This window comes from Ruegeria sp. K3, from assembly GCF_056531845.1.
This window is the reverse complement of the sequence record NZ_JBQFMM010000003.1, coordinates 171,594-193,462: the sequence shown is the minus strand read 5'-3', so window position 1 is coordinate 193,462 and position 21,869 is coordinate 171,594. Positions and strand designations below refer to the sequence as shown.

Annotated in this window: 21 protein-coding genes; 6 read left to right on the top strand and 15 right to left on the bottom strand. The window is 58.5% G+C overall.

The window, feature by feature from the left end; all coding sequences use genetic code 11:
* Positions 1-9: 9 nt before the first annotated feature.
* Positions 10-1,125, top strand: coding sequence for an alanine dehydrogenase (gene ald, locus ACR0MP_RS07475; RefSeq protein WP_480886276.1), 1,116 nt, complete (start codon positions 10-12; stop codon positions 1,123-1,125).
* A 188-nt stretch (positions 1,126-1,313) separates the two neighbouring features.
* On the opposite strand, the gene ACR0MP_RS07470 is transcribed toward ald, so the two are convergent.
* Positions 1,314-2,120 (bottom strand): mechanosensitive ion channel family protein, encoded by an 807-nt coding sequence (locus ACR0MP_RS07470; RefSeq protein WP_170423629.1) that lies wholly within the window; start codon positions 2,118-2,120, stop codon positions 1,314-1,316.
* 223 nt (positions 2,121-2,343) lie between these two features.
* Between ACR0MP_RS07470 and ACR0MP_RS07465 the strand changes: the two genes are divergently transcribed.
* Positions 2,344-3,042 carry a glutathione S-transferase N-terminal domain-containing protein gene (locus tag ACR0MP_RS07465; protein ID WP_170408399.1) on the top strand — a complete coding sequence of 233 codons (699 nt, stop codon included), beginning with the start codon at positions 2,344-2,346 and terminating at the stop codon, positions 3,040-3,042.
* Between the two features lie 51 nt (positions 3,043-3,093).
* Here the strand turns inward: ACR0MP_RS07465 and ACR0MP_RS07460 are convergent, their stop codons facing one another.
* The 8 genes from ACR0MP_RS07460 to ACR0MP_RS07425 form a co-directional block, all read right to left on the bottom strand.
* Complete coding sequence (locus ACR0MP_RS07460; RefSeq protein WP_170423625.1) at positions 3,094-3,540, bottom strand: YtoQ family protein; 447 nt, start codon at positions 3,538-3,540, stop codon at positions 3,094-3,096.
* Between the two features lie 80 nt (positions 3,541-3,620).
* Positions 3,621-6,017, bottom strand: a complete 2,397-nt coding sequence (pheT, locus tag ACR0MP_RS07455; protein ID WP_480886274.1) for a phenylalanine--tRNA ligase subunit beta — start codon at positions 6,015-6,017, stop codon at positions 3,621-3,623.
* A 78-nt stretch (positions 6,018-6,095) separates the two neighbouring features.
* Positions 6,096-6,899, bottom strand: a complete 804-nt coding sequence (locus ACR0MP_RS07450) for a prolyl oligopeptidase family serine peptidase (RefSeq protein ID WP_170408402.1) — start codon at positions 6,897-6,899, stop codon at positions 6,096-6,098.
* Positions 6,900-7,413: 514 nt separating this feature from the next.
* Positions 7,414-8,487, bottom strand: coding sequence for a phenylalanine--tRNA ligase subunit alpha (gene pheS, locus ACR0MP_RS07445; RefSeq protein ID WP_010443591.1), 1,074 nt, complete (start codon positions 8,485-8,487; stop codon positions 7,414-7,416).
* Between the two features lie 70 nt (positions 8,488-8,557).
* Positions 8,558-9,928: a glutamate--cysteine ligase gene (locus ACR0MP_RS07440; RefSeq protein ID WP_480886272.1), complete on the bottom strand. Its 1,371-nt coding sequence runs from the start codon at positions 9,926-9,928 to the stop codon at positions 8,558-8,560.
* Between the two features lie 67 nt (positions 9,929-9,995).
* A complete protein-coding gene (locus ACR0MP_RS07435; protein ID WP_170408404.1) occupies positions 9,996-10,523 on the bottom strand; it encodes a hypothetical protein in 528 nt (175 codons plus the stop codon).
* Positions 10,520-11,368, bottom strand: coding sequence for a GNAT family N-acetyltransferase (locus tag ACR0MP_RS07430; RefSeq protein WP_170597230.1), 849 nt, complete (start codon positions 11,366-11,368; stop codon positions 10,520-10,522). The genes ACR0MP_RS07435 and ACR0MP_RS07430 overlap by 4 nt, the downstream gene beginning before the upstream one ends.
* The gene (locus tag ACR0MP_RS07425; protein WP_480886269.1) at positions 11,365-12,090 is read right to left on the bottom strand and encodes a 16S rRNA (uracil(1498)-N(3))-methyltransferase; all 726 of its coding nucleotides are present in this window, start codon (positions 12,088-12,090) and stop codon (positions 11,365-11,367) included. Before ACR0MP_RS07425 ends, ACR0MP_RS07430 begins: the two co-directional genes overlap by 4 nt.
* Positions 12,091-12,102: 12 nt before the next feature.
* Between ACR0MP_RS07425 and ubiA the strand changes: the two genes are divergently transcribed.
* The 3 genes from ubiA (at position 12,103) to ACR0MP_RS07410 (ending at position 15,377) form a co-directional block, all read left to right on the top strand.
* The gene (gene ubiA, locus ACR0MP_RS07420) at positions 12,103-13,065 is read left to right on the top strand and encodes a 4-hydroxybenzoate octaprenyltransferase (protein WP_480886267.1); all 963 of its coding nucleotides are present in this window, start codon (positions 12,103-12,105) and stop codon (positions 13,063-13,065) included.
* Positions 13,066-13,132: 67 nt separating this feature from the next.
* Positions 13,133-15,055: an OmpA family protein gene (locus tag ACR0MP_RS07415; RefSeq protein ID WP_170609141.1), complete on the top strand. Its 1,923-nt coding sequence runs from the start codon at positions 13,133-13,135 to the stop codon at positions 15,053-15,055.
* Between the two features lies 1 nt (position 15,056).
* On the top strand, positions 15,057-15,377 hold the full coding sequence (locus ACR0MP_RS07410) for a hypothetical protein (RefSeq protein ID WP_170395619.1): 321 nt from the start codon (positions 15,057-15,059) through the stop codon (positions 15,375-15,377).
* 5 nt (positions 15,378-15,382) lie between these two features.
* Here ACR0MP_RS07410 and ACR0MP_RS07405 read toward each other — a convergent pair whose 3' ends face one another.
* Genes ACR0MP_RS07405 through pgsA form a run of 3 tightly spaced genes read right to left on the bottom strand, consistent with a single transcriptional unit; the run spans position 15,383 to position 16,745 of the window.
* The gene (locus ACR0MP_RS07405) at positions 15,383-15,826 is read right to left on the bottom strand and encodes a molybdopterin synthase catalytic subunit (protein WP_170408409.1); all 444 of its coding nucleotides are present in this window, start codon (positions 15,824-15,826) and stop codon (positions 15,383-15,385) included.
* Between the two features lies 1 nt (position 15,827).
* Positions 15,828-16,073 carry a molybdopterin converting factor subunit 1 gene (gene moaD / locus ACR0MP_RS07400; RefSeq protein WP_170395615.1) on the bottom strand — a complete coding sequence of 82 codons (246 nt, stop codon included), beginning with the start codon at positions 16,071-16,073 and terminating at the stop codon, positions 15,828-15,830.
* 3 nt (positions 16,074-16,076) lie between these two features.
* Entirely contained in the window at positions 16,077-16,745 is a 669-nt protein-coding gene (gene pgsA, locus ACR0MP_RS07395; RefSeq protein ID WP_480886265.1) for a CDP-diacylglycerol--glycerol-3-phosphate 3-phosphatidyltransferase, read from the bottom strand.
* Between the two features lie 190 nt (positions 16,746-16,935).
* Between pgsA and ACR0MP_RS07390 the strand changes: the two genes are divergently transcribed.
* Positions 16,936-17,820, top strand: coding sequence for a DMT family transporter (locus ACR0MP_RS07390; RefSeq protein ID WP_170408411.1), 885 nt, complete (start codon positions 16,936-16,938; stop codon positions 17,818-17,820).
* Here the strand turns inward: ACR0MP_RS07390 and uvrC are convergent.
* The 3 genes from uvrC to ACR0MP_RS07375 all read right to left on the bottom strand — a co-directional run bounded on the left by uvrC (position 17,817) and on the right by ACR0MP_RS07375 (position 21,745).
* A complete protein-coding gene (gene uvrC / locus ACR0MP_RS07385) occupies positions 17,817-19,691 on the bottom strand; it encodes an excinuclease ABC subunit UvrC (RefSeq protein WP_170408412.1) in 1,875 nt (624 codons plus the stop codon). The two genes, ACR0MP_RS07390 and uvrC, sit on opposite strands and share 4 nt — an antisense overlap.
* 290 nt (positions 19,692-19,981) lie before the next feature.
* Positions 19,982-20,761, bottom strand: a complete 780-nt coding sequence (locus tag ACR0MP_RS07380) for an SDR family oxidoreductase (RefSeq protein ID WP_170408413.1) — start codon at positions 20,759-20,761, stop codon at positions 19,982-19,984.
* Between the two features lie 21 nt (positions 20,762-20,782).
* Positions 20,783-21,745: a calcium/sodium antiporter gene (locus ACR0MP_RS07375; RefSeq protein ID WP_170395605.1), complete on the bottom strand. Its 963-nt coding sequence runs from the start codon at positions 21,743-21,745 to the stop codon at positions 20,783-20,785.
* Positions 21,746-21,869: the final 124 nt, after the last annotated feature.

Below are 21,869 nucleotides of genomic sequence, written 5' to 3'. Positions count from 1 at the left end.
GAGTCTCACATGAAAATCGGCTGCCCCAAGGAAATCAAACCTCAGGAATTCCGCGTCGGGATGACCCCGAACGCTGCTGGCGAAGCTGTGGCCCGCGGTCACGAAGTCATCATCGAAACCGGTGCCGGGATGGGCTCGGGCTTTGATAACGATGCTTATGTAGCGGCAGGTGCCCGCATCGTCGACACTGCAGAAGAAGTGTTCGCCACGGCTGATATGATCGTCAAGGTCAAGGAGCCTCAGGCGGTCGAGCGTAAAATGCTGCGCGAAGGTCAGTTGCTGTTCACCTATCTGCACCTGGCACCCGATCCAGACCAGACTCACGATCTGCTGGAATCCGGCTGCACCGCGATTGCCTATGAGACCGTGACTGACTCCAATGGCGGCCTGCCGCTGCTGGCGCCGATGTCCGAGGTTGCCGGTCGCTTGGCTCCGCAAGTTGGATCCTGGTCTCTGCAGAAGGCCAACGGTGGCCGCGGCGTTCTGATGGGTGGTGTACCGGGTGTAGGCCCTGCCAAAGTGATCGTCATCGGCGGAGGCGTCGTAGGCACCCACGCAGCGAAGATTGCCGCAGGCATGGGTGCGGATGTGACCGTACTGGACCGTTCGCTGCCGCGTCTCCGCTATCTGGACGATGTGTTCGGCGGAACCTTCAAGAACCAGTATTCAACCGCTGGTGCGACAGCCGAGCTGATCCAGGATGCCGACCTGGTCATCGGTGCGGTCCTGATCCCGGGCGCAGCTGCTCCCAAACTGATCTCGCGCGAACAGCTGTCGACCATGAAGCCCGGCGCGGCTCTGGTAGACGTTGCGATCGATCAGGGCGGCTGTTTTGAAACCTCGAAAGCCACCACCCACGCCAATCCGGTTTACGAAGTTGACGGCATCATGCACTACTGCGTCGCCAACATGCCCGGTGCGGTTGCCCGGACTTCGACCATCGCACTGGGCAACGCAACCATGCCGTTCCTGTTATCGCTGGCAAGCAAGGGCTGGAAGCAGGCCTGTAAGGACGACGCACACCTGCTGGCAGGTTTGAACGTCCACGCCGGCAAGCTGACTTACGAAGCGGTGGGCACCGCCCTCAACATCGACTCTGTCGATCCAACAACTCTGTTGAACTAAGAGCGCTCCCGCCTCTGAAAGCGTCCTTTTTCAAAGGACGCTTTACAGACTTGGGCCCAGCGCCGCGCCAATAGCGCGGCGCTGTTGTTTTCTGGACCAAGGGTCGCACAAAAAAGCACCGCGCCTTAGCGCGGTGCCCGGCCCAACCAGAGGAGGGCATTTCAATGCCCGATCGACGGGCGGGAGGCTTACGCCTCTTTGTGAATCTCCACAGAATGCGGATACGGGATGGATACGCCTTTGGCGTCAAACGCTTCTTTGATCGCTTTGGTAAGTTCAAACTTCACATCCCAATAGTCAGCCGCTGCGCACCACAGGCGCGCGGTCAGATCAACCGAACTATCCCCAAGATTTGTCACCCGCACCCAGGGCTCAGGATCAGCCATGATACGATCGTCAGCTTTGGCCACATCCAGGATGATGTTCATAGCCTCATCCGCGCTATCGCCGTAGTCGATGCCAAACACCAGATCGACCCGGCGGGTGTCATGGGCGGAATAGTTGGTGATCACCGAACCCCAAGCCTGACCGTTTGGCACGATGATCTGCACGTTGTCCGGCGTCACCAGCTCGGTCGTGAACAGGTTCAGGTCTTTCACAGTACCCGCTGTGCCACCAATATCGACATATTGGCCCAGCTTATAGGGCCGGAACACCACCAGCATCACGCCCGCGGCCAGATCGCTGAGTGTTCCCTGCAGCGCCAAACCGATGGCCAGGGATGCGGCACCCAGTATGGCCACGATGCTGGTCGCCTCGATTCCGAAAATGCCCAGAACGGCGACAAAGACAATCGCCAGCAGCACCCATTTCACGAGGCTCGCAACGAAATTCCCCAAAGTCGGGTCGATATGTGGCGTGGCGTTGATCCGCCGCCGCACCAGACCGCTAATGGCTCCGGCAACGATCCAACCCAATACCAGAACGATCAACGCTTTGATCGCGCTCATGATCAGCGGACCAAATGCGCCCACCTGTGTTACGACATCTTCCACACGCTTCTCCTTTGCGCCGACAGCAAACCCGCGCCTTTTGGCGCGGGATCGCTGAAAAGTCTGGGCTAATTTTGCGCGCAGGTCTAGGTGCGGGATTTCCGAGTTTTCCCCCCTGCTGTTCCCCAGCAAACATCGACTGACCGATCACGCACAGAATTGGACCTTACAAAAGCGCCACAAATTACCAGATTGACCGAGACAGGCGCGATAAAAGGAGCCCATCATGCTGGACACAATCCAATTCCCGATCATGAATAAATGGTCCCCACAGTTCCCCGAGCGGATTCAGCTTTATTCCTTCCCCACACCCAACGGGGTAAAGGCGTCGATCATGCTGGAAGAAACCGGCCTGCCTTACGAGGCACATCGTGTCACACTGGCCGATGCAGATGTCAAAAGCCCGGAGTTTCTTTCTCTGAACCCGAACAACAAGATCCCGGCGATCATTGATCCGAACGGGCCCGACGATGCTCCGTTGGCTTTGTTCGAAAGCGGTGCAATCCTTCTGTACCTCGCTGAAAAGAGCGGTAAGCTGCTGGGTCAGAACAAAAGCGACAAGCACCGGGTCACCCAATGGGTTATGTTTCAGATGGGCGGTATCGGACCAATGTTTGGCCAGCTTGGGTATTTCCACAAATTCGCAGGGGCTGAAATCGAAGACCCCCGCCCGCGCGAACGCTACGTGTCCGAGGCCAAACGCCTGCTGAACGTTCTCGACCGGCAACTGGACGGCCAAGATTGGATCGCCGGAGAATTCTCGATCGCGGATATCGCAATCGCGCCCTGGCTGCGCGGTTTAGATTATTACGGCGTCAAGGATGTCATAGGCTGGGAAAGCTATGGCAACGTTACGCGCTATCTGGATAGGTTCCTGGATCGACCCGCAGTGCAAAGAGGACTGAACATCCCCTCACGGGATTGATACACAAGGCCTGTGCGGCGGGATCCAAATCCGCCGCCACGGGCCATCGGGTTACCCAGGCAGCGCGCCTGTTAGAACGTAGCGCAAGATCTCAACAACTTGCGCGGGTTCTTCAGCGACGGCGAGTGCTGCTGCATCTACTTCTTTCAGCGCGTGCTGATGATCAGCCCCGTGCAGAACAATGATCGACTTGCCCAGTGCTGCCGCATAGCCCGCGTCAAATGCCGCGTTCCACTGCTTGTATTTGTCCCCAAAGCGTACAACCACAACATCCGCGTCTGATATGCCCTTGCGGGTCCGGATCGCGTTGACCATGGCACCCTTGTGATCGTGCCAGTACTTGTTCGGCTCGGCCCCCAAGATCGTGACACCGCAATCGTCCGAAGCACCGTGATCGGTGACCGGGCTACTGAACTCAACATCCAACCCATCGGCGCCCGCAATGATCTGCTCGCGCCAATCCGTGTGAATCTCACCGGACAAATAGACCTTCAGCATTTTTCTCTCCTCCCGTGAAAAAGGGGCGCAATGGCCCCTTTATCATTTCAAAAATACTCCCGCCGGAGGCGAAAACCAACTCATCCCCGCAAGACGCCGCCAGTGGCTTTCATCACTTTTTCGACAATCTTGGTGCTGACCGCCTCGATATCCTTTTCCTTCAGGGTCGCGTCCGACGGCTGGAGCCTTACGGTAATGGCCAGAGACTTCTTGCCCTCGCCGACGCTACCGCCAATGAATTCGTCAAAGACGCGCACGTCCTCGATCAGAGCCTTATCAGCACCCGCTGCCGCATTGACCAACGTCAGAGCTTCGATATCCGCATTTACAACAAAGGCGAAATCGCGCTCGACCGCCTGCAGGTCGCGCAATTCCAAGGCAGAACGGGTCGCACCGGATTTACGTGGCATCGGCACCTGATCCGGCCAGATGGTGAACGCCATTGCCGGACCCTTGATATCCAACGCCTGCAACACGCGCGGATGCAATTCACCAAAAACGCCCAGAACCTTTTTGGGGCCCAGACAAATCTTGCCGTGCCGACCCGGGTGCCACCAGGCATCGCCGCCACGAAGGATCTGAACCTTGGCAGGCGCACCAATGGCGGCAAGCACCGCCTCTGCGTCGGCTTTGGCAGCAAACAGGTCAACGGGACGGGAAGCACCATGCACGTCCTTGGGACCGCTACGCCCAACCAACAGGCCGGTAATCTGTGTCTGTTGATCCCCCGGCTCACCATCGTGGAACACTGGCCCGACCTCGAACAAGGCCAGATCGGCATAACCCCGCGCCTGATTGCGCGCCGCCGCTTGCAGCAGACCAGGCAGCAGATCAGGGCGCATATGGCTCATCTCGGACGAGATCGGGTTTTCCAACATGGTTGCTGCGTCACCGCCCCCGAACAAGGCTGCCGAGGCCTGATCGATGAAGGTATAAGACACACATTCATTGTACCCCAGCGCTGCACAGGTCCGGCGCGCCATCGACTGGCGACGCTGCGTGGGTGTCATGACCGGTTTGGGGATACCTGCTGTCGTACGCGGCAGCGGAATACCCTGCAACTTGGTCAGAGAAGCGATCCGCGCAACCTCTTCCACCAGATCGGCCTCCCCCATGATATCGGGTCGCCAGCTGGGCACATGCGCCATCTCGCCATCCAGACGAAAGCCCAAACGGGTCAGTGTCTGCCGCTGCTCGCTTTCCGGAATCTCCATCCCGACCAAGGACTGCACGCGCGCCGCGTCCAGTTTGTAGGCCCGCGCGTGGTTCGGCGCTTTGCCCGCCTCGACCACATTCGAGGCTTCACCGCCGCAGATATCCAAGATCATCTGCGTCGCATGCTCCAACCCTTCGCGCGTGTATTCCGGGTCGACGCCGCGCTCGAATCGATACCGCGCGTCCGAGTTTATCTTCAGCGCCCGACCTGTGAGGGCGATCTGTACATGATCCCAGAACGCGCTTTCAAGGAAGACGTTCACAGTCTCCTCGGTACAACCGGTTTCCTCGCCGCCCATGATACCCGCGATAGATTCCGGGCCTTTGTCGTCCGAAATCACCATCATGCCAGGCTGAAGGGAGTATTCTTTTTCATCAAGCGCGACCAGCTTTTCACCACCCTTGGCGCGATGCACCCGCAAATTGCCCTGCACCTTGTCCGCGTCGAACACGTGCAGCGGACGGTTGTGGTCGAAGGTCATATAATTGGTGATATCCACCAGAGCCGAGATCGGACGCAGACCAATCGCTTTCAGTTGATCCTGCAGCCACTGAGGGCTCGGGCCGTTCTTTACGCCACGGATCAGACGCCCGGTGAAATGCGGCGCGCCGTCCAGCGTATCCTCGTCGATCGACACTTTGATCGGGCTTTCGAAATCACCCGGCACCGGAGTGTAATCGCGTACTTTCAGCGTGCCCAACCCGCGCGCGGCCAAATCACGCGCAATACCCGCAACACCCAGCGCATCCGGGCGGTTCGGCGTGATCGCGATCTCGATCATCGGATCAACCTTTGACGGATCGTTCTCAGCCAACCAATCGACAAACCGATCACCGACCTCACCCGAGGGCAGCTCGATAATCCCGTCGTGTTCATCCGATAGCTCAAGCTCGCGCTCGGATGCCATCATGCCAAAGCTCTCGACGCCACGGATCTTGCCGACGCTGATGGTGATATCCAGGCCGGGGATATACATACCCGGTTTACAAACCACCACGGTGATGCCTTCGCGCGCATTGGGCGCGCCGCAAATGATCTGCAGATCGCCCTCGTCGGTTTCAACCGTGCAAACGCGCAGCTTATCGGCGTCCGGGTGCTTCTCGGCATGTTTCACATGGCCCAGCGTAAAGCCCGCCAGACGGTCCGCCGGGTTGACGATCTCTTCGACCTCAAGCCCGAGATCGGTCAGTGCTTCGGCGATCTCATCAACCGACGCATCCGTATCGAGGTGGTCTTTCAGCCAGGACAGAGTGAATTTCATTACAGCGGGCCTTTTTCGGCAAACATTCAGTCGGCACAGGCAATGGCAAAGATTGCGCCAAGGTGCAAGCGCTGCGGCTCACGGATAGGTAGGGGTGCGACCCAAAAGCTCGTCCAGCTGCCAGCCGATCCAGCCGTGGGGAATAAAGTGCCCGCCGGGATGGGTGTCCAGTGTCACCTGCCCTTGCGCGCAATCGGTCCACTCCAATCGGCTGAGCGTCAGGAAGGGCTTCACGCTCCAATCCCCGCGCGGGGTCGCGCCGTTGCAGTTGAACTTGGCCTTCCACAGCGCCACCGGATAGGTCGTATCGCCGTCCGGCCCAAAGGGGAAATCCATCACCGTATCGTCCAGCCCGTGCACATGGCGCACCTCGCTTGGGGCTTCCGGGCAATCCTCGGTCTGACGGATCGAGCCCGCTACCGCCAGCAGAGCGGCGATGTCGTTTCCCGACTGGCAGACATAGCGCCACGCCATTGCGCCGCCATAAGAATAGCCCGAGACATAGATACGCTCAGGATCAATGGGATAGCGTTTGGCGACGTCCTCAAGCACGCGATCTGCGAACGGCACGTCTGCGGTATCAGCAGTCCAGAAGTTCCAACTTTTGCCCAGCCCATTCGGAGCCACCAACAGCACATCACGCAGCCTGGTCGCCCCGGCGATGCGCTCATGGTTCACCACCACATCGCCCTGCCGCGCCCAGCCATGAAAATGCAACAGCACCGGCAGAGGCGTTTCGCCATCCCAACCATCAGGTTCCATTACATGGTAAGAACGGTCGCCGATCTCACAGGCGGTATCGCCGTGGCAGTCAGATTTCCACGGCCCCATCGCAAGGGCCGGGGTCGCGGTCAGCAGAAGAAAAAGCAGTCGATAGATCATAGGCCGGAGCCTAGCGACATGCGCCGCCCTGTCACGTAACTTATTGGTGTAGGGTGGGGTTTCACCCCACCAACCGCCTCACGGTGGGGTGAAACCCCACCCTACAAAGGATCAAATCACAAAGCCGCGCTATCGGCCTTTGCCCCGCGCAATACCTAAGCGCTTGTGCTAAATTGCGCTGAAAAGACGCTCGCACAAAGAGTAATAGCTATTTTGATTTCTCTTTAGCGTATTGATCAATGAACTTTTTTGCCATCGCTTGTCGGTCTTCCGCCTCTTTCCTTCGATCTGTCCTTTCTGAAAGAGTGTTCATCGCTGCCCAAAAACCCGGGACAGCAATAACCACTAATAGAGGCCAAATCCAAAGGACAGCAGACTCCAATAACTTCACCGTTAGAGCCTGTATGCATATCGTGGTTAAGAGGATACCTATCAACCAAAGAAAAGGAGCATTCGCCACACGGCGATGCCACCAGTCAATGTAGCGCGAAAGATATACGCCCAGCGGATACACTTACCGCGACAAACCACCATGCAAATTCGGCATATCCAATGCCGCAAACCCATAGTGCCGCAGCCAACGGAGGTCGGAATCAAAGAACGCCCGCAAATCCGGAATGCCATATTTCAGCATCGCCAGACGGTCGATACCGATGCCGAACGCAAAGCCCTGATAGACCTCGGGATCAATCCCACCGGCCGCGATCACCTTGGGGTGGACCATGCCCGAGCCCAGAATCTCCATCCAGTCGTCGCCCTCGCCGATCTTCAGCTGACCATTGTCCCAGGAACAGCGGATATCGACCTCGGCCGACGGTTCGGTGAAGGGGAAGTGCGAGGCGCGGAAGCGCAGTTCGACATCGTCGACCTCGAAGAACGCCTTCACGAACTCTTCCAGAACCCATTTCAGGTTCGCCATCGAGATGTCTTTGTCGATGGCCAGCCCTTCGACCTGATGGAACATCGGCGTGTGGGTCTGGTCATAATCGGCGCGATACACACCGCCCGGACAGATTACGCGGATCGGCGCGCCCTGCAATTCCATCGAGCGGATCTGGACCGGCGAGGTATGTGTGCGCAGCACATGCGGCGGGCGGTTATCACCCTCGGCACGGTGCATGTAGAACGTGTCCATCTCGGCCCGTGCAGGGTGGTGGCCGGGGATGTTCAAGGCGTCAAAGTTATGCCAGTCGGTTTCGATCCGCGGCCCTTCGGCCACCGAGAAACCCAGTTCGGCAAAGATCGCGGTCAACTCCTCGGTCGCCTGGCTGACCGGGTGGATCGAGCCCTGACGGCGCGCGCGGGTCGGTAGTGTAACGTCGAGCCACTCGGTGCGCAGACGCTCATCCAGCGCGGCGTCGGCAAGCGCGGCCTTTTTGGCAGAAAGCGCCGAGTTGATCTCATCCTTCAGGGCGTTCAGCGCGGGGCCTGCGACCTGACGTTCCTCGGGGGTCATCTTGCCCAGCTCGCGCATCTTCAGCGCGACCTCGCCCTTTTTGCCCACGGCAGCGACGCGGATCGCCTCAAGCGCGTTTTCGTCGCCAGCTTCGGCGATTTGGCCCAGATATTTTGCCTTAAGATCGTCCATGACGCCCTCTGAATTTGGTCGCCAACCTGCTATCGGCCCCGCCCCGCGAATGCAAGCGGGACGGTGGGGATCAATAGCTGTATTCGGGATAAATCCGGGTCAGATCGCCATTCCAGTCGCCATTGTAGTGATCCAGCAACTCATCTGCGGGCACCTTGCCCGTATCGATGCTGTCCTTGAGCGCGTTCAAGAAATGCGTCTCGTCCTGCACCAGACCACCTGCACCGGGGCGCGCGCGGGATGCAAGTCCGGCCTCTGCGATCGAGACCACTTCGCGCGCCAGATCATGCATGTTGATGTTGCCAACCTGCGCTTGCAGGCCATCCTTGGCAGCCTCAACCCGCAGCGCTTCGCGCGTCTCGGCATCCCAGCCTTTGACCAGATCCCAAGCGGCATCCAGTGCGGTTTGATCATAGGTCAGACCAACCCAGAAGGCAGGCAGCGCACAGAGCCTGCGCCATGGGCCACCATCGGCGCCGCGCATCTCCATGAATTTCTTGATCCGCGCTTCGGGAAATGCCGTGGTCAGGTGATCGGCCCAATCGGACAGAGTCGGCGTCTCACCGGGCAGTGCAGGCAGTTTGCCCTGCAGGAAGTCGCGGAACGACATGCCCAGCGCGTTGATATACTGGCCGTCGCGATAGACGAAATACATCGGTACATCGAGCGCATATTGTACATAGCGTTCGAACCCGAAGCCTTCTTCGAACACAAAGGGCAGCATGCCCGTCCGTGCATCGTCCAGATGCCGCCAGATATAACTGCGCCAGCTTTTCTGGCCGTTCACCTTGCCCTCGAAAAACGGAGAGTTCGCAAACAGCTCCGTCGCGACCGGCTGAAGGGCCAGCGCGACGCGCAGCTTCTGCACCATGTCGGCCTCGGACCCGAAGTCGATATTGACCTGAACCGTGCAGGTGCGCCGCATCATGGCGCGGCCCATGGTGCCGACTTTCTCCATATAATCGTTCATCAGCCGGTAACGGCCTTTGGGCATCAACGGCATCTCTTCATGGGTCCAGATCGGGGCTGCGCCCAGACCAATAAAGCCTACACCGATCTCATCGGCGATATCCTTCACTTCACGCAGGTGAGTGTTCACCTCATCACACGTTTCATGAATTGTCTCGAGCGGAGCGCCGGACAGTTCCAACGCACCGCCTGGTTCCAGGCTGACGTTCGCGCCGTCCTTCTCAAGCCCGATTAAATGTCCAGCTTCACGCACTTCAGCCCAGCCATGGCGGTCTCGCAGACCTTCCAGCACGGCCACAATCGACCGTTTGCCTTCAAACGGCAGTGGTTTCAGAGTGTCTTTGCAATAGCCGAACTTCTCATGCTCGGTTCCGATGCGCCAATCTTCCTTGGGCTTGCAGCCCGATTCCAGATATTCGGCCAGTTGCTCATGGCGTTCGATCGGTCCGCCGCCGGACTGGGGGATGGACATGTGACCCGTGCTCCGATCCTGATGTGTCTGTCTTGGCGGTCAGTCCTGAGCGCAAACCGCGCCAGTGTCAATGCAGCCTAAGGTGCGCAGGCCGTGACGGCGTGCGTTCCCAGATCACCACCGGATGTGCCGCACGACCGTTGAGTTCCGACAGCATTTGCTCGGTTTTAAGCCCCGGAAGTGCTGAGAACACATCAAACAGTGCCTCGGCCCCTTCGGCGTTCACCGGAATGTGAAGGGTCGGCTGCCCTGGCTGATCCAAAACCCAATGCGCAGGTTGCGAGGTCGGATCCAACGCCAACCGCTCGATTTCGCGGGCTGCAACGATGCCGCCGTCGAGCGGGCCAAGATAGGTGATCTGGCCTTCATCAATAGTCACCACACCCGGTCCTCCCGCACCATTGCGAAAGCGCGCGCGTTGCACTCCGATCACCGCCAGTGCCATCGAGACGACGATCAGCAGCCACCCCAACCACGCCAGCAATCCACCAGGGCCGCTGATCCAGCTGAGGCCGAGGATCAGAACAAACCCTGCAACCAGCACTTCGCGCCAGCGCCACAGGGCCAGTTTGGCTTCGGGTCGAAAGAAACTCATGCCACGTCCTCCGGGTTTTTGAACAGGATCAGCGAGTATTGACCCGCAGGCTGGAACCCAATGGATATATAGGCCCGCGCTGCCGCATCGGAAGCCGCAAAGAGGACAGCTCTGGAAACTCCCGCGTCGCGCGCCTCAACCAGATGCAAGGCAACAGCCAAACGCGCATAGCCCCGCCCTCGTAAATCTGGTGGCGTGTAGACACCGCCGATCTGCACCACATCAGGCAGGCGGGCGTTGAAGCCGGTCATGCTGACCGGTAGGCCATTCTGCAGCAAAACTCGATGAGAATCCCGCTCGATATAGGTCTTGATGTCCTTCCCAGCCTGCGTCTGTGCGCGCACAGGATCAAAATCCATGGCTTCGATGAGGTAGCTTTCTCGCCAGTCTTCAAGGACCGAACGGTCTACATCAGTAAGCGGCATGAGATCTGCCCCACTGAAATCCGGTATTTGAAGTCGATCCAACGCCAGGGAAAACCCCGGCTCATCGCTGTTCAGGGTCGCGGGTCGCCCCTCCCAACCTGCCAACTGCATTATCCGACGAGCCTGCGTTGCCTCAGCCGCGATGCCGAACAGGGCCCGGCCTCGAATAAGGTCAATCGCTGCGGCAAGTTCGGTATCCGAACAGTCGGGACATTGCAGCAGGATCATGCCTTCATTTGTTATGGCAAAGACCGCACGCAACGGGCTGCCAAGCGTCCATGCATTCAACGACCGAGGATGCGTACCGCACAGGCCAAAATCCCGTAGATTGGCCAAAGGGAACATCGATGTTTGGATATGTTGGGACAAAAACGAGTCGATCCTGGACAGGTCCGTTTCCTGCGCCAATTGCCACGTCACGTCCAATCTCCCAACGATTGCTGCCACATTGTCATCGCCGCAACGGCTGCTGTATCGGCGCGCAGGATGCGTGGGCCGAGGCTGACCACATGGGTAAATGGCAGCTCTGCCAACCGTTTGCGTTCGGGCTCGGAAAACCCGCCCTCGGGGCCGATCAGGATCGCCCACGGCTTGCCTTTCTCATTCTCTGCCAAGCGCAGGGCCGAGCCGGCTTCTGCCTCGTCACAGAACATCAATTGGCGATCATCGGGCCACGCGCCCAGGATACGATCCAATCGCTGGAGGTCAGCGACCTCAGGCACAAAAGTGCCGCCACATTGTTCGGCCGCCTCAATTGCGTGGGCCTGCAAGCGATCCTGCCGAATGCGCTCGGAGTTGGTGAATTCGGTCTGCACCGGTATGATCCGCGCGGCCCCCATTTCAGCTGCTTTTTCAACGATGAAATCGGTCCGCGCCTTCTTGATCGGTGCAAAGAGAAGCCACAGATCGGGCGGTAATTGCAGAGGTTTCGATTGCTCCACGCACGACAGAATTCCGCCTCGTTTACTTGCTGCTGCTACCTCTGCCTGCCACTCGCCATCGCTGCTATTGAACAGCGCGACCTGCCCCCCAACCGACAGGCGCATGACACCGAACAGATAATGCGCCTGCTCACGCGTCAAAGGAACCGATTGCCCCGGACCCAAAGGGTGCTCTACATACAGTCTGATCTTCGCATTCATGAGACCCTACATATGCAAGGCAATGCCCCAACACCAGACGGTCAGGTCGCCGATGCCGTAACCGGCAATTGGGTCGACACCCACGCCCCCGCCTTTGCCCGCCCTTACCTGCGGCTCAGCCGTGCAGACCGACCCATCGGCACGTGGTTGCTGCTGATCCCCTGCTGGTGGGGTCTGGCGCTGGCCATCCTGAGCGACGGCACTCCACGGTGGGGGGATCTTTGGATCGCCGTTGGGTGTGCGATCGGCGCGTTTTTGATGCGTGGCGCGGGCTGTACGTGGAATGACATTACTGATCGTGAGTTTGACGGGAAGGTCGAGCGTACAAGGTCGCGCCCGATTCCCTCAGGCCAGGTGAGTGTCCGTCAGGCTGCATTCTGGATGGTGCTGCAATGTCTGTTGGCCCTGGCCATCCTTCTGACCTTCAACCGGGCCGCGATTGCGATGGGGGTTCTGTCTTTGCTGCCTGTTACCATCTATCCCTATGCGAAACGTTTTACGTGGTGGCCGCAGATTTTTCTGGGGCTGGCCTTCAACTGGGGCGCATTGCTAGCCTGGGCAGCACATACCGGCACCGTAGGCTGGCCTGCGATCATGCTTTATCTGTCAGGAATCGCCTGGACTTTGTTCTACGACACGATCTACGCCCATCAGGATGCCGAGGATGACGAGCTGATCGGCATCAAGTCCACCGCGCGCCTGTTTGGCACTGATACCGCCCGTTGGCTCAAGTATTTTCTGATTGGAACCGTCAGTCTAATGGCCTTTGCAATTATCGACGCGGCTTTGCCCGGGACATCGGTTCTTGCTTTGGCGGTCGCCCTTGGCGGACCCTGGGCGATGGGGTGGCATCTGGCCTGGCAATTGCGGGGGCTGGACACGGAGGACAACGCCAAATTGCTGCAGCTTTTCCGGGCCAATCGCGACACCGGCTTGATTCCGCTGATCTTCCTCTGCGTAGCCCTTTTCCTCTGATTGCACCTCTGTGCTGCGCTCTGTATGAGTCCCGGAACCAACCGCCCGAGGAGTCTCGATTTCGCCCATGCGTCTGCCTTACGCCCTAGCTGTTGCGTTGATTTTCGCGGTGTCCGCCGTGCTATCGCTGGTGGTCGCTGGATTTGCGGTCAGCAAGATCGAAGACGCCTCGGAACTGGCCGTGCGAAAGGCCTTGAACTTGCAGGGCCATGATTGGGCCGAAGTCGAATCCGACGGCCTGCGTGTCGTTCTGACCGGCACGGCCCCGACTGAGGCGACCCGATTCAACGCCCTGATCGCTGCGGGCACCGAGGTCGACACCTCGCGCGTCATTGACGAGATGGAGGTTGCTCCCACCGCCGATCTGACACCGCCCCGCTTTTCTACCGAGATCTTGCGCAATGACAGTGGAATTTCGATTATCGGGCTAGTACCTGCGGCTCTGGATCGCGATGATCTGGTAGACAGGCTGCAACGCCTTGATCGGGACGCGTCAGTTTCGGACCTGATGGAAAGTGCCGACTATCCCAAGCCAGACGGTTGGGATCAGGCAATCGACTATGCGATCGAAGCGCTCTCGGATTTGCCACGGGCCAAGATATCTGCCAGCCCAGGGTTGGTGCGTATCACGGCCATTGCCGATAGCCAGCAAGAGAAAGACCAGCTGGAACAAGACCTGAGCCGCGCCGCGCCACCAGGTCTGCGAATCGGCCTTTCGATTTCGGCACCTCGCCCGGTAATCACACCATTCACGCTGCGCTATCTGATAGATGAGGATGGCGGGCAGTTTGATGCGTGCTCGGCCCAGGATGAAGTTGCGCGCGACATCATCGTCGCTGCAGCACAAGAGGCCGGATTAACCGGCCCCTATTCCTGCACCATTGGGCTAGGCGTACCGTCTCCGCGTTGGGCGAATGCAGCGCAGCTCAGCATTCGTGCGCTATCCGAACTTGGTCAGGGTTCAGTTACTCTGTCGGATGCAGATATCACTCTAGTTGCCACACAAGGGACAAACCCTTTGGAGTTCGACCGCATCGTGGGAGAGCTCGAAAATACGCTGCCCGAGGTTTTCGCCTTGCATGCAGTTCTTCCCGAACCCGAACCGGATGACCCGACTGGGCCTATTGAATTCGTCGCAACACGTAGCCCTGAGGGTTTGGTTCAACTGCGTGGCCGTCTGAGTGACGAAACGCTGCGTGAAATGACCGACAGCTTTGCACGTGCCGCCTTTGGATCATTGCAGGTGCACACAGCCACCCGGATTGCACCGGACCTGCCCGCGGATTGGCCCATACGCGTCTTGGCCGGGCTGGAGGCACTGTCGCAACTGCACAATGGCGCCCTGACCGTTACGCCGGACAATGTAGCACTGTCGGGCATCAGCCATGATCCCGACGCCAAGGCCCGGATCGCCGGCATGCTATCGGACAAGCTGGGCGAGGCGCAGGATTACACCCTGTCAATCACCTATCAGGAGCCGCCCGCACCCGCCGACGCGCCGCCCGACCCTGAGGTCTGCGAAGAGCAGCTGGCCGAGGTTCAGGCCGCCAGAAAAATTGCGTTCGAACCGGGATCAGCCACCGTCGCAGCAGACTCGCGCGATGCCCTGAACCAGATCGCGGACATCCTGCGTGAATGTGGCCCCATCCGGTTGGAGATTCAGGGCCATACCGACAGTCAGGGCCGTGAAGAGATGAACCAGCAGCTCAGCCAGTCGCGCGCGCAGTCGATCCTGAACGAATTGCGCGGACGGCGCGTGCCGACCTCAAGCTTTTCTGCGGTCGGGTATGGCGAGACGCAGCCCATCGCCGATAACGAAACCGAAGAAGGCCGCGAAGAGAACCGCCGCATCGAGTTTCGCCTGATCCGTCCTGAACCCGTGGCCAACACCCTGACCGGGCTTGAGGCGATGGAAGCCGAGGCCGAATCTGAGGCCGAAATCGAGACACCTGAAACCGACGCACCGGATGCAGGCTCAGAGGACCAGTAAGTTGAACAGAACAGAATTCATCATCGCCACAGCCATCATCCTGTTCGCAGCTTTCTGCATGGGTTGGTTCGCCAACTGGCTGGCCCATCGGCTGTCCCGTGTTCGCCAAAGCGACGTGGCCGATCTTGACCGCATGAGTCAGGAACTGCACGAGGCCGAAGAAACACGCGATCAGGCAATCACATATCTTCAGCAGCGCGAGGCAGAGCTGACCAACCAGCTGACTCAAACCGAAGCCGAGTTGAATGCCGCAATGGAAGGGCTGCGCGCGGCGCGGCAGGAAGCCGAAGAGATGCGCGGGCGGATCAACAACGCAGACTAGGCACCCTACCAGCGGGTCAGCGCGTCTTCATCCTCGTCCTTGGCAGCCACCCATTCTGCTCCGGACGTGGTGATTTCCTTCTTCCAGAATGGCGCGCGAGACTTGAGGTAATCCATCAGATATTCCGCCGCCTCAAACGCATCTTTGCGGTGCGGTGCGGCGGTGGCGACCATCATGATACGGTCACCCGGCGCAAGCCTTCCGTGGCGGTGGATCACCAGAACGTTGCCCAGTGACCAACGGGCTTGCGCCTCTTCCGCTATCTTGGTTAGGGCGCGTTCGGTCATGCCGGGATAGTGCTCGATCTCCATCACATCCAGATCGCCCGAAGCCAGATCGCGCACAACGCCTGTGAAGGTCACGATGGCCCCGTTGGCATCGTCCCCGGCGGCAAAAGCGTTGGCTTCGGCCCCCAGATCGAACGGGGCCTCCTGCACGACGATCCGCATTCTAGCCACCCGTCATGGGCGGAAAGAACGCAACCTCGCGCACACCGGTCAGTGGGGCGTCAAAATCCGAAAGCTCTTGGTCCAGCGCCACGCGCAAGGCCGACAGATCGGCAAAGGCAGCAGCATAGCGATCCTCACGCGCGCTCAGTTCCGCGACCAAATCGCTGACTGTTGCGGCCTCAGTTTCTATCTTCTCTTTCGGCAGGCCGATGCGTTCGCGCACCCAGGCGAAATACAGCACGTTCATCGGTTAGCTCTCCTTCAGGTGGGGCATGGCTTTACGTAGGTAGTCATAGCCTGTGATCAATGTCAGCGTCGCGGCAATCCAGAGCAGCCATAGCCCGATACGACCTGACCAGGACATGGCCTCAAGATGCCAGCGGATGTTGTTCAGGTCCTCGACCTGCCCTGCTAGAACCTGATCAATGATTGTCGCATCCATGCCAAACGTGGCCATCACAAAATGGTGCTCGAATATCCCCTGCGAGAACAGGATCGCGATCGCTACCATCTGTGCCGTCGTTTTCCACTTGGCCAGCTTGGTGACCTTCAGGGTTCCGGCCACATCGCCCAGATACTCTCGCAAGCCTGAGACAAAGACTTCGCGAAACAGGATCACTGTCGCGGGCAGGACCAGCCATGGTGTCCAGTGTTCAGTCGAATAGCCCACCAATATCATCAGCGCGATTACCACCATTGCCTTGTCGGCAATGGGATCCAGCATAGCGCCAATCTTCGTTTCCTGTTTCCAGGCGCGCGCCAGATACCCGTCGAACCAATCGGTGATCGCCGCTGACAGGAACAGAATCAAAGCAAACCAATCCGCATAGGGACGGGTGAAATACAGAAACATCACGGCGAGACCGGGGGCCGCCACAAGGCGCAGTACAGTCAGAATATTCGGCAGGTTCCATTTCATGGCTTGGACCCTACATCGCCGGGTCAAGACAGAAAAGACAGGGTCTTAAAAAACTGACCCAGCTCAAGCGTTTGCTGTCTTAAAAGTCAAAGCGTCGCAGCGGTGGTCACATTACAGGTTTCGTCTTGGCACTTGATTGCTTTGGCGTCAGATTGTCGGCTGGCCAACCAGACAACACCCCAGAGCTGACATGACACCGCATATTCAAACCGATCCCCGGTCAAATCTGATCGGCAGCGCCTGGATGGTCGCCGCAATGGCGCTGTTCGCGCTGGAGGATGCGCTGCTTAAGGCGGCTTCGGCGTCGATCCCGATCTGGCAGGTGCTTGTACTGTTCGGTGCGGGTGGTGCTGTGATCTATGCAGCGGTTGCCACAGTACGTAGCACGCGTCTGTTCCAGCCCGACGTGTTGTCGCGCCCAATGAAGGTGCGTGTGGTCTTCGAGATTCTTGGACGTTTGTTCTATGTGCTGGCGATCGCTTTGACGCCACTGTCATCGGCCACGGTGATCCTGCAGGCCACACCACTGGTTGTCGTCGCAGGGGCCGCGTTGTTCTTTGGAGAATCCGTCGGCTGGCGGCGATGGAGCGCCATTTTGATCGGTCTTGTTGGCGTTGTGATCATCATCCAACCGACCGGAGACAGCTTCTCGGCCCTGTCAATCCTTGCCGTGCTGGGGATGCTCGGCTTTGCGGGGCGCGATCTGGCCAGCCGCGCCGCACCCGCAACACTGGGCACCGAAGTTCTGGGGTTCTATGGCTTCCTCTGCATCATTGTCGCGGGTTTGGCTTATCGATTCTGGGAAGGAACACCGCTGCAAACTCTGACGCCTAATGTCAGCCTGCACATGGGCGGGGCGATTGTGATGGGGGTCATGGCCTATGCCGCGCTGATGAAGGCGATGCGCACCGGCGAGGTCTCATCTGTGACGCCGTTTCGCTATTCGCGGCTGTTATTCGGTATCGGCTTGGGCGTGTTGATGTTTGGCGAGCGATTGGATCAGACCATGTGGATTGGCTGCGGCCTCATCGTGGCGTCGGGCCTCTATATCCTTTGGCGGGGGCGAAAAGCCTAGCCCTTGTCATGGAAGAAGTCATAGACCTTCTGCGCCAACCCGGCTGAAATCCCCTCGACGGCTTTAAGATCCGCCAAATTGGCTCGGCTCACCGCTTTGGCGCTGCCGAAATGAGTCAGCAGGGCGCGTTTGCGCGCGGCCCCGACGCCGGGGATTTCGTCCAGTGGCGTTGCACCAACCGCCTTGGCGCGTTTCGCGCGATGGGTGCCGATGGCAAAGCGATGCGCCTCATCCCGCAAGCGCTGGATAAAGTACAATACGGGATCGTTGCGTTTCAGCGCAAAAGGGCGCTGCCCGATGCGGTGGAATTCTTCCTTGCCGTGATCGCGATCGACACCCTTAGCGACACCGACCATCGGGATATCCTCGACCCCGTGCTGGGCCATGATCTCATTCACGGCGCTCACCTGCCCTGCACCACCGTCGATCAGCAGCAGATCGGGCCAATGCCCTTTGTCCCGATCCGGATCTTCCTTTTGCAGGCGCGTAAAACGGCGGGTCAGGACCTCTTTCATCATGCCGAAGTCATCGCCGGGGGTTAGATCATCGCCGCGGATGTTGAACTTGCGATAGGCGTTTTTCATGAACCCCTCTGGGCCCGCGACGATCATGCCACCCACGGCATTGGTGCCTTGAATGTGAGAGTTGTCATAAACTTCGATCCGGTTCGGTGGCGCGTCCAGATCAAAGGCCTCGGCCACACCGCGTAGCAATTTGGCCTGCGTGGCACTTTCCGACATCCGCCGGGCCAGCGATTCACGTGCGTTGCGCAAGGCACCGGCGATCAGTTCCTGCTTTTCACCGCGCTGGGGCACCAGGATTTCCACCTTGCGTCCAGCTTTTTCCGACAATGCCTCCTGCATCAGATCGGCATTCTCGATTGCATCAGACAGGATCAACTGCCGGGGTGGTTCCTTGTTGTCATAGAACTGGCCCAGGAACGCTTCCATCGCCTCAGCCGGTGACACATCCGGGCCGACGCGCGGATAGAAATCGCGGTTACCCCAGTTCTGGTTGGCGCGGATGAAGAACACCTGAACGCAGGCTTGCCCGCTGTCCATGTAGAGGCCAATGACGTCAGCCTCGGCCACGCCGCGCGGGTTGATGCCCTGAGACGTCTGCACCTGCGTCAGCGCCCGGATACGGTCGCGCAGACCGGCGGCCCGTTCGAACTCCATCGCCTCGGAGGCAGCCATCATCTGCGCGGCGAGATCTTCCTGCACTTTGGTAGATCGGCCTGACAGGAACCTTTCGGCATCCTTAACGCTTTCACGATAGTCGGCTTCCGAGATCAGTTCGACGCACGGTCCAGAACATCGCTTGATCTGATAGAGCAAACACGGCCGGGTCCGGCTATCGAACATGGAATCCGAACAGTTCCGCAGCAGGAACGCCTTTTGCAGCTGGTTCAGCGTCCTGTTCACCGCGCCTGCACTGGCGAAGGGGCCGAAATAAGCCCCCTTTTCTTTCTTCGCCCCTCGGTGCTTTTTGATCTGCGGAAAGGCATGATCCTTGGCGACCAGAATATTCGGGAAGCTTTTGTCATCCCGCAACAATACGTTGTATTTGGGCTTGAGCTGCTTGATCAGGTTCTGTTCCAGCAGCAGCGCCTCGGTCTCGGTCCGAGTGGTCAGAAACATCATCGAGGCAGTTGCGGCGATCATTTTCTCGATCCGACCCGAGTGCCCCGGGCGGGTGTAGTTCGATACCCTCGCCTTCAGGTTTCGCGCTTTACCTACGTAAAGAACTCGGCTGTCCCCATCCAACATCCGATACACACCCGGCGAGCTGTCCAGCGTTTTCACATAACGCTGAATGCAGGCATAGCCGTTGGCTTGGGTCGACGATTCGGAATCAGTGCTAGCGGTCATGAGTCTGAGATATGATTCTCTGACCATGGCTGCAATCTTGTGCGCTTCAGATCAAGAGAAAACAAATCCACGGCTTCTGTGGATAACTGTGCAGATAACTTTTGGGGCATCACGATTTTCCCTTGAATCCTTGCCTTTTCGTTGATCTGCACAAAAAATAGGCAGGAAATTATGACGTTGTTTTTAAAGGATAATTTTCTTGATCTGCGACAAGTGTATGAAAATTAAGACATTTTTGTAACGCTCGAGTAACAGAGATGAGAGCGGTGCAAAACTTGCAGCAGATTTACTTATTCTACACCAAGAACATCGGGTGTTTGCCAACCCAAATGTTGCCCACCATCGACGCAAAGAAGCTGCCCCGTAACGGCATGTGCATCCAGAAAGTATCCCAGCGCAGCAGTAATATCCGACGGGTTCGCGCCGCGCTCCAGAATCGTGTTCTGCCGCTGAGCGCTAAAATGAGCATCACTTTGGCGATGACCCTGCAGCGTTGGACCGGGGCCGATCGCGTTCACACGGATTGCGGGTGTCAGAGCCTGCGCTGCAGTCCGGGTCAAGGCCCACAACCCCATCTTGGCAATCGTGTATGACATGAACTCAGGCGTCAGTTTACGCACCCGCATATCCACCATGTTCACGATCAGCCCAATCGCCAGAGGCTCTCCCTGATCATCAAGCTCCGGCTGCAACCCCTGCTCGGCCATGGCTTGGGTCAGTACGAATGGTGCGCGCAGGTTGCTGTCGAGATGCCGATCCCAGCTTTGGCGGGTAGCTGTGTGGATATTGTCATACTCAAATATCGATGCATTGTTGACCAGACAGGTGATCGGACCACCCAGCGCCTCAGCTGCACGCGGCAGCAATGAGCTGACTTGCGCCTCATCAAGCAGATCGGTCTGCAGCGCAACTGACCTTCGGCCCAGCGCCTGAACCTCATCAACCGTTTCACGCGCGGCCTGAGCCGAACTGGAATAGTGCACAGCGACATCCATGCCGCGCTGCGCCAAATACAGCGCCATGGCACGACCAAGGCGTTTACCGGCACCGGTCACCAATGCTCGGGTCATGGGCTCATTCTCCTCGTCAGGTCAGGCTAACAGGCTTGCAACATAGATCACATAGAGCGCTGTCAAGATCAGGCCCCAGACGCGTGTGATATCTTTCTTGAAGAATACAAAAGGAACCAACAAGAGCGACGCGCCGAGCATCACCCACAGATCGAAACGCAGGAATTCAGGATCGACGGGAATACGCCCAAACAAGGTCGTAATGCCGACAATGGCCAGCAGATTGAACATGTTCGATCCGATGACGTTACCCAGTGCCACATCCGCTTGTCGCCTCAGGGCAGCCATGACGGTTGTCGACAGTTCCGGCAGGGACGTACCCACCGCGATCAGCGTAAGGCCGATCACTGTTTCGCTCACACCATAGTTCCGGGCAATGACGGTCGCATTTTCGACCAGCAGATGCGCACCCATTGGCAGTCCGATCAAGCCGAGGATCAGGTAGATCGCCACCTTCCAATAAGGCATGTCAGGATCTGCTTCCTCAAGACCCTCAAGCTCGTCCTCATCGGCACAAGCTTCACCACAGGCTTTCCGGTGCGCATGTGCTTCGCGAAACGCGTTGCCGAGGATCAGAGCCAACGCAGCCAGCAAAATTGCCCCGCTGAGCAGATTAAAGACCCCGCAAAAAGCCAACCCGATAAATAACACCGACGCCAGAAGCATGAAGATGTAGTTCTTGCGGCTGTCGCACTCGCTTGTGTGCAAGGTCGCCAGAAGCGCGGGCAATCCCAGAACCAGCAATATATTCGCTGTATTCGAGCCCACCACGTTACCCAACGCAATGCCCGGCGCGTTTTCCTTGATGGCGCTGATCGCAATCAGCAGCTCAGGGGCCGAAGTTCCGAATGCAACGATTGTCAGGCTGACGATCAGAGCGGGAACCCCCAACCGCAGGCTGAGGTTCACGGCCCCTCGCACCAGCGCGTCGCCTGCCAACAACAGGATCAGCAGCCCGAGGCCGGAGAACAGCCATGCCGTCATCCACGGCCTCCTTCTTCGCAAGGACACGGGCCTTTGCCGATCCTAAACCGCCCACAACGCGGACATTTCGCAGAACTCAATCGTTTCTGTCCAGGAAAGCGTAGCTTGCCGAACATCGCCAGAA